Source organism: Kitasatospora sp. GAS1066B (assembly GCF_041262605.1).
GTDB lineage: Bacteria > Actinomycetota > Actinomycetes > Streptomycetales > Streptomycetaceae > Kitasatospora.
The window spans coordinates 201768-212788 of sequence record NZ_JBGCCO010000015.1 but is presented as its reverse complement, the minus strand read 5'-3'; the positions used below and the strand labels follow the sequence as shown (position 1 = coordinate 212788).

Below are 11021 nucleotides of genomic sequence, written 5' to 3'. Positions count from 1 at the left end.
CGCCCCGCGGCCCTCCCCCCCCCCCCCCCGGGGGGCGTTGCACCCCCCCGGGGGCGGCACCCCCGGGTTCCGCCCCGGCCCCCCCGGGGGGGGGGGGCCCCCCCCGCACCCCGGGGGCGCCCCGACGCGGTTGGTCGAGCGGCCGTCAGCCCGCCTTGCCGAACTGGTCGGAGATCGCGGCCAGCATGATCTCCCGGATCGCGGTGGCGAGTTGGGCCGGTGTCGGGGAGGTGAACAGGGTGCGGACCGGCAGGTCGACGCCCAGGGTCTGGCGGATCCGGCTGGTGACCCGGGTGGCGAGCAGCGAGTGGCCGCCGAGGTGGAAGAAGTCGTCGTGGATGCCGATGGTGTCGAGGCCCAGGATGTCGCTCCAGGCGGCGGTGATCGCCTTCTCGACGGGGTTGCGCGGAGCGGCGTAGGCGGCCACCTCGGGGCGCTGGTGGTCGGGGGCCGGGAGGGCCCGGCGGTCGGTCTTGCCGTTGGGGGTGAGCGGGAGCTGGTCGAGGGTGACGAAGGCGGCGGGGATCATGTAGCCGGGCAGCCGCGGTTCCAGGTGGGAGCGCAACTCGGAAGCAGCGGGCGGAAGTTCACCGGTGGCGACGGTCAGGTAGGCGACCAGGCGCTTGTCCCCGGGGGTGTCCTCGCGGACGATCACGGTGACGGCGGTGACCGCCGGGTGGCTGAGCAGGGTGGCCTCGATCTCGCCGAGCTCGATCCGGAAGCCGCGCAGCTTGACCTGGTTGTCGATCCGGCCGAGGAACTCCAGCTGCCCGTCCGCCCGCCACTTCACCAGGTCGCCGCTGCGGTAGACCCGGTGGGTGCCGCCGTCCACCTCGAAGTCGATGAACTTCTCGGCGGTCAGCTCCGGTTGGCCGTAGTAGCCGACGGCCACCGCGACGCCGCCGATCAGCAGCTCACCGGGAACCCCCACCGGCACCGGGTGGTTGTCCCGATCCACCACGTAGACGCGGACGTTGGCCAGCGGGCGCCCGATCGGCGGGAGCGGGTCGCCGGGGGTCACCTCGACGGCGGTCACGATGACGGTGGTCTCGGTCGGGCCGTAGCCGTTGACCACCCGGAACGGCAGCTGCTTGCCCGGGGGCAGCCGGAGTTGGTCGCCGCCGGTGAGCAGGTAGTCCGGGCTGCCTGCCACGTCGTCCCAGGGCAGCGCGGCCAGTGACTCTAGCATCGGGGTGGAGAGGAAGGCGCCGCGGATCCCCTGCGCGACGATCCACTCCTGCAGTACCGGGGGTGCCAGCCGGACCGCCTCGGTCGGGATGCAGCAGGTGGCGCCGGAGGTGAGGGCCAGCCAGAACTCCCAGGCCCCGGCGTCGAAGGCGACCCCGCCGAGCAGGGCCATCGGCTCGCCGGCCCGGGGCGCGTAGTCCCGCTTCGTCCAGTGCACCAGGTTGACCAGGCTGCGGTGCCGGACCTGGACGCCCTTGGGGCGGCCGGTCGAACCGCTGGTGTAGATGGTGTACAGCAGGTCGTCCGCGCCGGAGCGGGCCGGCGGGTTGTCGTCGGGCAACTCGGCAAGGCCGTCCCAGTCCCGGTCGGTCAGGAACCGCGGCACACCGGCCGGGAACCGCGCGGCATGCCGGCTGTCGGTGATGACCAGCGGTGCGTGCGAGTCCTCGACCATGTAGCCGAGCCGCTCGGCCGGGAAGTCCGGGTCGAGCGGCAGGTAGCCGGCGCCGGACTTCAGCACACCGAGGATCGCGCAGACCAGGTCGGTACTGCGCTCCAGGCAGACGGCCACCACGGTGTTCGGCCGCACGGTGCCCAGCGCGCGCAGGTGGTGGGCCAACCGGTTGGCCCGCTCGTTCACCTGACGGTACGTCAACTCTTCGGTCTCGCTCCGGGCCGCGACGACCTCCGGGGTGCGCTCGGCCCACTCCTCGAAGAACCGGTGGATGGTGGTGCTGTCCGGGAAGTCGGCGGCGGTGTCGTTCCACTCCACCAGGACCTGCTGCCGTTCGGCTCCGGCCAGCAGCTCCAGCTCGGAGAGCCGGGCCTGCGGAGTGGCGGTGACGGCGGTCAGCAGGGTGCGGAAGTGGTCGATCAGCCGGGTCACCGTCGCGGGCTCGAAGAGGTCGGCGCGGTACTCCACCGAGCCGTGCAGCCCCCCGTCGGCCTCCTCGACGAGGGAGAGGGTCAGGTCGAACTTGGCCTGCTGCCCGGTGACCGGGATCGGCGTCACGGTGGTGCCGGGCAGCTGCCAGTCGGCGGCCTCCGAGGCGTTCCGCAGGACGAACATGGTCTGGAAGAGCGGGTTGCGGGACGGGTCCCGGTCCGGTGCGAGTTCCTCGACGAGCCGTTCGAAGGGGAGGTCCTGGTGGTCGTAGGCGCCGAGTGCGGTGTCTTTGACGCGGTGGAGGAGTTCGGTGAAGGTGGGGTCGCCGGTGAGGTCGGTGCGCATGACGAGGGTGTTGACGAAGAAGCCGATCATGGTTTCGAGTTCGGCTCGGTTGCGGCCGGCGATCGGGGTGCCGACCGCGATGTCCTGCTGGCGGCTGTACTTGGACAGGAGCAGCTGGAAGGTGCCGAGCAGCGTCATGAAGAGGCTGGCCCCGCTGTCGGTGGCGATGGCTCGCACCTGGTCCGCGAGGTCGGCGGGGATGCTGAAGAGGACGGTGCCGTCCTCGTCGGCGCCGCGCCGGGTGGGTCGCCGGTGGTCGGTGGGCAGCTCCAGCGGTTCGATGCCGGTCAACCGCTCGCGCCAGTAGTCCAGCTGACCCCGTAGCGCGTCGCCGGTCAGCCAGCCACGTTGCCAGAGCGCGAAGTCGGCGTACTGCACCGGGAGTTCGGTCAGCTCGGTGTCACCTTGGCCGAGAGCGGCGGCGTAGAGCTCGCGCAGCTCGCGGGCCAGGACGCCCTCCGACCAGCCGTCCGCGATGATGTGATGGAACGTCAGCTGGAGGAACTGGTCCTCGTCCGACAGCAGGACGAGGTCGATGCGGAGCAGGGGGCCGGTGGTGAGGTTGAGGGGGCGGCGGGCTTCGGTGAGGAGGAGGTGTTGGGCGTGGGTTTCGCGGGTGGTGGGGTGGGTGTGGTGGCGGAGGTCGTGGGTGGTGATGGTGGGTGGGGTGGGTGGGTTGATGTGTTGGGTGGGTTCGCCGTTGGGGTTGGTGGGGAAGTGGGTGCGGAGGATTTCGTGGCGGGTGGTGAGTGTGGTGAGGGCGTGTTGGAGGGCGGTGGGGTTGAGGGGGCCGGTGATGCGTAGGGCGAACGGGATGAGGTAGTCGGTGCTGTCGGGCTCGAGTTGGTCGAGGAACCAGAGGCGTTGCTGGGCGAAGGAGAGCGGCAATGGGCTGCCGTCACGCGGTGCGAGGGTGATCCTGGTCGCCTGGGTGGTGTCCAAGGTGCTGATGGCGGCCGCCAGTTGAGCGGGGGTCGGCGCGGCGAAGACGGTGCGCACGGGCAGGTCGACGCCGAGGGTCTGGCGGATCCGGCTGGTGACCTGGGTGGCGAGCAGCGAGTGGCCGCCGAGCTGGAAGAAGTTGTCGTGCACGCCGATGGTCTCGACCCCGAGGATCTCGCTCCAGATGGCGGTCACGGCGCGCTCGGTGGCGGTTCGGGGAGCGGTGTGGGTCGTGGCGGACTGCTGGACCTCGGGGGTGGGGAGGGCGCGGCGGTCGGTCTTGCCGTTGGGGGTGAGGGGGAGGTGGTCGAGGGTGATGAAGGTGGTGGGGATCATGTAGTCGGGCAGGTGCTGTGCGGCGTGGGCGCGTAGGTGGTCGGTGTTGAGGTCGTTGGGGGTGAGGTAGGCGACGAGTTTTTTGTCGCCGGGGGTGTCTTCGCGTAGGAGGACGGTGGCGGTGGTGACCGTCGGGTGGGTGAGGAGGGTGGCTTCGATTTCGCCGAGTTCGATGCGGTAGCCGCGGAGTTTGACCTGGTTGTCGATTCGGCCGAGGAACTCCAACTGTCCGTCGCCGCGCCATTTGACGAGGTCGCCGGTGCGGTAGGCGCGTCCGTAGGGGGTGTGGGTGAATTTCTCGTCGGTGAGGTCGGGTCGGCCCAGGTACCCGCGGGCGAGGCCGGTGCCGGTGATGAGGAGTTCGCCGGGGATGCCGATGGGGACGGGGTGGCCGTCGGGGTCGACGACGTACAGGGCGGTGTTGTCGATCGGGCGGCCGATGGGGGGGAGGGGGTCGCCGAGGGTGATTTCGGTGGAGGTGACCAGGACGGTGGCTTCGGTGGGGCCGTAGTTGTTGTGGATGCGGAAGGGGAGGTGGGTGTCGGCGGGGAGGCGGAGTTGGTCGCCGCCGGTGAGGACGTATTCGAGGCTAGTGGTGGAGTCCCAGGGGAGGGTGGCGAGGGCTTCGAGCATCGGTGTGGAGAGGAAGGTGCCACGGATCCGCTGGTCGGTGAGCCACTGTTGGAGGAGTGTGGGGGTGAGGCGGGTGTTGTCGGTGGGGGTGTGGCAGGTGGCGCCGGCGGTGAGGGCGGGCCAGAGTTCCCAGGCGGCGGCGTCGAAGGCGACGCCGGCGAGCAGGGCGACGGCGTCGCCGGGGCGGGTGCCGAAGGTGGCGTTGGTCCAGTGGATGAGGTTGACCACGCTGCGGTGTTCGACCTGGACGCCCTTGGGCTTGCCGGTGGAGCCGGAGGTGTAGATGACGTAGGCGAGGTCGGTTGGGGTGGCGGTGGGGGTCGGGTTGTCCGCGCGGCCGGTGAGCCAGTTCTGATCGACGAGTAGGTGCGGGACGTTGTCCGGGAGGCGGTCGGTGTGGCGGGTGTGGGTGATGATCAGTGGGGTGCTGGAGTCCTCGACCAGGTAGGCGAGCCGGTCCGCCGGGTACTCGGGGTCCATCGGCACGTATGCCGCACCGGACTTGAGGATGCCCAGCAGCGCGCAGACCAGTTCCGGACCGCGCTCCAGGCAGACCGTCACCAGGCTGCCCGACCCGACGCCCCGGGCGCGCAGATGGTGTGCCAACTGGTTGGCCTGCTTGTCGAGTTGACGGTACGTAAAGTTGCCTATCGCCGGGATCTCCGGGTGCGAGGTCGCCCGTGCCTCGATCAGTTGATGGACCGTCATATCCTGCGGAAAGGGCACGGCGGTGTCGTTCCACTCCACCAGCAGCTGCTCCCGCTCGGCGGCGGTGAGCAGCTCCAGTTCGGACAGCCGGGCCGCCGGCCGCTGTGCGACCGCCGCCAGCAGGGTCTGGAAGTGGCCGATCAGCCGGGTCACCGTCGCCGGCTCGAAGAGGTCGCTGCGGTACTCGACCGACGCGCGCAGGCCCGCGTCCGGCCGGTCGACGCCCGACCCGTCGAAGACGGTGAGAGTCAGGTCGAACTTGGCGTCCTGGGCATCGAGGGCGATCGGTTCGACGACGAGCCCGGACAGCTGCCAGGTGTCGAGGTCGGGGACGTTCTGCAGGACGAACATGGTCTGGAAGAACGGGTTGCGCGCCAGCTCCCGCTCCGGCGCCAGCTCTTCCACCAGCCGTTCGAAGGGGAGGTCCTGGTGGTCGTAGGCGCCGAGTGCGGTGTCTTTGACGCGGTGGAGGAGTTCGGTGAAGGTGGGGTCGCCGGTGAGGTCGGTGCGCATGACGAGGGTGTTGACGAAGAAGCCGATCATGGTTTCGAGTTCGGCTCGGTTGCGGCCGGCGATCGGAGTGCCGACCGTGATGTCCTGCTGGCGGCTGTACTTGGCCAGCAGCAGCTGGAAGGTGGCGAGCAGCGTCATGAAGAGGCTGGCTCCGCTGTCGGCGGCCGTGGCCCGTAGCCGCTCCGTCACCTCGGCGGGGATCGTGAAGTGCGCAGCGGCCGCGGGGGCATGGCGTTCGGCCGGGCGGCGACGGTGGTCGGTGGGCAGCTCCAGCGGCTCGATGCCGGTCAACTGCTCGCGCCAGTAGTCGAGCTGGCGATCCAGCTGCTCACCGCTCAGCGACTGGCGCTGCCAGACGGCGAGGTCGGCGTACTGCAAGGGGAGGTCGGGCAACCCGGCGGTGTCCGTGCCGACCGAGGCGGCGTACAGCTCGGTGAGTTCACGGGAGAGGACGGACACCGACCAGCCGTCGAAGGCGATGTGGTGGACGGTGATGACGAGGATGTGCTCCTGCTCGGCGAGGCGGATCAGGGTGGTTCGGAGCAGGGGGCCGGTGGTGAGGTTGAGGGGGCGGCGGGCTTCGGTGAGGAGGAGGTGTTGGGCGTGGGTTTCGCGGGTGGTGGGGTGGGTGTGGTGGCGGAGGTCGTGGGTGGTGATGGTGGGTGGGGTGGGTGGGTTGATGTGTTGGGTGGGTTCGCCGTTGGGGTTGGTGGGGAAGTGGGTGCGGAGGATTTCGTGGCGGGTGGTGAGTGTGGTGAGGGCGTGTTGGAGGGCGGTGGGGTTGAGGGGGCCGGTGATGCGTAGAGCGAACGGGATGAGGTAGTCGGTGCTGTCGGGCTCGAGTTGGTCGAGGAACCAGAGGCGTTGCTGGGCGAAGGAGAGCGGCAGCGGGCTGCCGTCACGCGGCGCGGGAGTCAGCGCGGACACCGCGCCGGTCGCCAGTTCGCCGATCGTGACGGCGAGTTGGGCAGGCGTCGGCGCGGCGAAGAGACCTCGGAACGGGACGTCGACGCCGAGTGCGGTGCGCAGCCGCGAGGTCACCTGGGTGGCGAGCAGGGAGTGGCCGCCGAGCTGGAAGAAGTTGTCGTGCACGCCCACCCGGTCGACGCCCAGCACCTCGGCCCAAATGCTGGTGACCGTCCGCTCGAGGGGGGTGCGCGGGGCGGTGTAGGTGGTGGCGAGATCGGGGGTGGGGAGGGCGCGGCGGTCGGTCTTGCCGTTGGGGGTGAGGGGGAGGTGGTCGAGGGTGATGAAGGTGGTGGGGATCATGTAGTCGGGCAGGTGCTGTGCGGCGTGGGCGCGTAGGTGGTCGGGGTTGAGGTTGTTGGGGGTGAGGTAGGCGACCAGGCGCCTGTTGCCGGGGGTGTCTTCGCGTAGGAGGACGGTGGCGGTGGTGACCGTTGGGTGGGTGAGGAGGGTGGCTTCGATTTCGCCGAGTTCGATGCGGTAGCCGCGGAGTTTGACCTGGTTGTCGATTCGGCCGAGGAACTCCAACTGTCCGTCGCCGCGCCATTTGACGAGGTCGCCGGTGCGGTAGGCGCGTCCGTAGGGGGTGTGGGTGAACTTCTCGTCGGTGAGGTCGGGTCGGCCCAGGTAGCCGCGGGCGAGGCCGCTACCGCCGATCAGGAGCTCGCCCGGAATCCCCACCGGCACCGGCCGGTCGTACTGGTCCACCACGTAGACCGTGCAGTTGTCGATCGGGCGGCCGATGGGGGGGAGGGGGTCGCCGGGGGTGATTTCGGTGGAGGTGACCAGGACGGTGGCTTCGGTGGGGCCGTAGTTGTTGTGGATGCGGAACGGCAATCGGCAGCCGGCGGGGAGGCGGAGTTGGTCGCCGCCGGTCAGCACGTACTCCAGGCTCGTGCCCTGGTCCCAGGGGAGCGCGGCGAGGGCTTCCAGCATCGGTGTGGAGAGGAAGGTGCCACGGATGTGCTGGTTGGTGAGCCACTGTTGGAGGAGCGTGGGGGTGAGGCGGGTGTTGTCGGTGGGGGTGTGGCAGGTGGCGCCGGCGGTGAGGGCGGGCCAGAGTTCCCAGGCGGCGGCGTCGAAGGCGACGCCGGCGAGGAGAGCGACGGGGTCGCCGGGGCGGGTGCCGAAGGTGGTGTTGGTCCAGTGGATGAGGTTGACCACGCTGCGGTGTTCGACCTGGACGCCCTTGGGCTTGCCGGTGGAGCCGGAGGTGTAGATGACGTACGCGAGGTCCCGCGAGCTGGCGGTGGGCGTCAGGTCGGTGCTGTCACCGGCCGGCCAGTCCTGGTCGACGAGCAGGTGCGGGACGTTGTCCGGGAGGCGGTCGGTGTGGCGGGTGTGGGTGATGATCAGTGGGGTGCTGGAGTCCTCGACCAGGTAGGCGAGCCGGTCCGCCGGGTACTCGGGGTCCATCGGCACGTATGCCGCACCGGACTTGAGGATGCCCAGCAGCGCGCAGACCAGTTCCGGACCGCGCTCCAGGCAGACCGTCACCAGGCTGCCCGACCCGACGCCCCGGGCGCGCAGGTGGTGCGCTAACTGGTTGGCCTGCTTGTTGAGTTGACGGTACGTAAAGTTGCCTATCGCCGGGATCTCCGGGTGCGAGGTCGCCCGTGCCTCGATCAGTTGATGGACCGTCATATCCTGCGGAAAGGGCACGGCGGTGTCGTTCCACTCCACCAGCAACTGCTCCCGCTCGGCGGCGGTGAGCAGCTCCAGTTCGGACAGCCGGGCCGCCGGCCGCTGTGCGACCGCCGCCAGCAGCGTCCGGAAGTGTCCGGCCAGGCGGGTCACCGTCGCCGGCGAGAAGAGGTCGGCGCGGTACTCCACCACCGCCTGTGACCCGGTGATGATCAGGCCCAGCTCGCCGGTTGCGCGCAAGCCGAAGGCCGGCAGCCGAAGTGCGTCGAAGTCAGCGCCGAACTGACGCTCGGAGAAAGGATGTTGAGCAGCAGCGCCAGCGTTCGCCGCAACCTGCTCGAGCAACTGCGCGAAGGTCGGGTCACCGGACAGATCGGTGCGGACGATCACCACCTCCCCGTCCCCGTCCCCCTCTCCGGCCCGGTCCGTAGGCATCCGTACGGCGATGTCCTGCTGCCGGCTGTACTTCGCCAGCAGCACCTGAAACACCGTCAGCAAGGCGTGCTGACTGGTGAGTTGGGTAGGAAGTCCGCCCGGCAGCTCGAAGGCGACGCCGTCGCGGTCGCCGCCGCACCCGGACCCGGACGCCGTCGCGGACCGGCGACGGTCGGTGGGCAGCTCCAGCGGCTCCAGGCCGGCCAAGGTCCGCTGCCGGTCATCCATCTGGTGGTCAGTCACCGTTCCACTCCCAACACGTCGTCCATAGCACGCTCGTCGCGGAGAGATGTCCGCGATGACGACGCTAGGGCCGGCCCGGACGGCGACCCAGTGGTCGGAAGTGCCGCCCGGGCGGGCGGTCACAAGTACCCAGTGCCACCGGAGCGGCGCGCTGGCCACGATGAGTCCGTCGCCCGTCGGAGACCGCCACGAGCGCGTCGACGCCGGCGGCGCCAGCCACGGGGGTACCGGGCCCGGTCGATCCGATCGCGGCCTTCCACACGGTGAAGAGAGAGGTAGGTCGGCTGTGGCACTGCGGCAGCAGTCCCCGAACAACGCGTTCGCACCCGGTCTCGGCACGCGCAACGTCGTCCTCAGTACCATCCCCTCCGATTCGCACACCTGGAACCTGCTCTACCTGCAGCTGCTGCTGGAGGAACACGGCTGCGCGGTCACCAACCTCGGTGCCTGCGTGCCGGTGGCGACCCTGGTCGGCGAGTCGGCGCAGGTCCGGCCCGACCTGATCGTGATCAGCACCGTCAACGGGCACGGCCTGCACGAAGGCCTGGACCTGGCCCGCGCGGTCCGGGCCAGCGAGGAGTTGCGGCAGGTGCCGCTGGTGATCGGCGGCAAGCTCGACACCGCGGGATCGCGGACCGACGCGGACTTCCTGCCGCTGCTGGAGGCCGGCTTCGACGCCGTCCTGGTCGGCGAGACGGCGGTGCCGGAGCTGCTGGCGCTGCTGGAGCGGCTGCCCGAGCCGGTCGCCCGCCCGCTCACACCGCCGGCCGGCGGCCTGGACCGGAGGGCCTACGCCGATGCGATCCGTTGAGCCCTATCGCACCCTCGATGCCGTCACGGGCGGCGGAGCCGCGCGCGACCACAGCCCCGGTGCCACCTTCCACGCGGTGCTGGACGCCGCCCGCCGGCGCGGCGCGCTGGTCGTGCAGCCCCGGATGGGTTTCAGCGACCCGGCCCGGATGCGGGCGGGCCTGAGCGCCACCAAGGCCGCGAACGCCACCACGGTCGGCACCCTGACGCTGGACAGCTTCACCCGGGTCGGCGACTTCGCCACCGCCGAGCGAGCCCTGCGCGAGCGCCGGCCGCTGAACGGCTACCCGATCGTCAACTTCCCCACCGCGACCACCGAGGCGATGCTGGCGGGCATCCGGGACCGGGACTTTCCGGTCCAGGTCCGCCATGGTTCGTCGCTGCCGGGCCGGATCTTCGACGCCCTGATCGAGGCCGGACTGGACGCCACCGAAGGCGGCCCGATCTCCTACTGCCTGCCCTACAGCCGCACCCCGATCCGGCAGTCCGTGCAGGCCTGGGAAGAGGCCTGCCACAAGCTCGCCGCGCTGCGCGAACGCGGCGTCGAGCCGCACTTGGAGAGCTTCGGCGGTTGCATGCTGGGCCAGCTCTGCCCGCCGTCCCTGTTGATCGCCATCACCGTGCTGGAAGGCCTCTTCTTCCGCCGGCACGGCATCCACAGCATCTCGCTGAGCTACGCCCAGCAGACCGACGCCGTCCAGGACCAGGAGGCGGTGCTCGCGCTGCACGAGATCGCGGCGGAGCTGCTGGGCGACACCAGCTGGCACGTGGTCATCTACGCCTACATGGGCCTGTATCCGAGCACCGAGCGGGGCGCGCTGAGCCTGGTGGCCGACGCGGCCCGGCTGGCGGTGCGCACCGGCTCCACCCGGCTGATCGTCAAGACCGCCGCCGAGGCGCAGCGGATCCCGTCGATCGCGGAGAACGTCACCGCGCTCGAAACCGCCGCCAGGGCCGGCGCGGCCACCGAGCGCCTGCCGGCCGCTCCCGTCTCGACCGGGATCAAGGAGGAGGCGCGGGCACTGATCGACGCGGTGCTCGGGCTGAACGAGGACATCGGCAAGGCGCTGGTGCGGGCCTTCGCCCAGGGGTACCTGGACGTCCCGTACTGCCTGCACCCGGACAACGCCGGCCGGGCGCGGAGCGTGATCACCGAGCAGGGGCGCCTGGAGTGGAGCCGTACCGGCTCGCTGCCGATCGGCCACCTGACGCCCGCGCACCGCTCGGCGCAGCTCACCTCGACCCGCCTGCTGCACGCCCTGAGCTATGTGCGGTCCCGCTACGACACCGCCGACACCGCCGACACCGCCGACACCGCCGACCCGGCCGACCTGCGCCAGACCGCCTGAGATCGAACAACCAGCGCCCAGTA

General features: G+C 70.6%; 3 protein-coding genes. 2 read left to right on the top strand and 1 reads right to left on the bottom strand.

All coding sequences use genetic code 11. The features are described 5' to 3' along the window. Positions 1-145: 145 nt before the first annotated feature. Positions 146-8839: an amino acid adenylation domain-containing protein gene (locus tag ABH937_RS19100; protein ID WP_370218927.1), complete on the bottom strand. Its 8694-nt coding sequence runs from the start codon at positions 8837-8839 to the stop codon at positions 146-148. A gap of 286 nt (positions 8840-9125) precedes the next feature. On the opposite strand from ABH937_RS19100, the gene ABH937_RS19095 reads away from it, so the two are divergent. Both ABH937_RS19095 and ABH937_RS19090 read left to right on the top strand, forming a co-directional pair. Further along, the gene (locus tag ABH937_RS19095) at positions 9126-9650 is read left to right on the top strand and encodes a cobalamin B12-binding domain-containing protein (protein WP_370218926.1); all 525 of its coding nucleotides are present in this window, start codon (positions 9126-9128) and stop codon (positions 9648-9650) included. Continuing rightward, positions 9637-10998, top strand: coding sequence for a methylaspartate mutase (locus ABH937_RS19090; RefSeq protein WP_370218925.1), 1362 nt, complete (start codon positions 9637-9639; stop codon positions 10996-10998). The genes ABH937_RS19095 and ABH937_RS19090 overlap by 14 nt, the downstream gene beginning before the upstream one ends. The last annotated feature ends 23 nt before the right edge of the window (positions 10999-11021 follow it).

Excerpts from the sequence above, each read along its gene's own strand:
- ABH937_RS19090 (WP_370218925.1), top strand. The coding sequence starts at position 9,637 with ATGCGATCCGTTGAGCCCTATCGCACCCTCGATGCCGTCACGGGCGGC.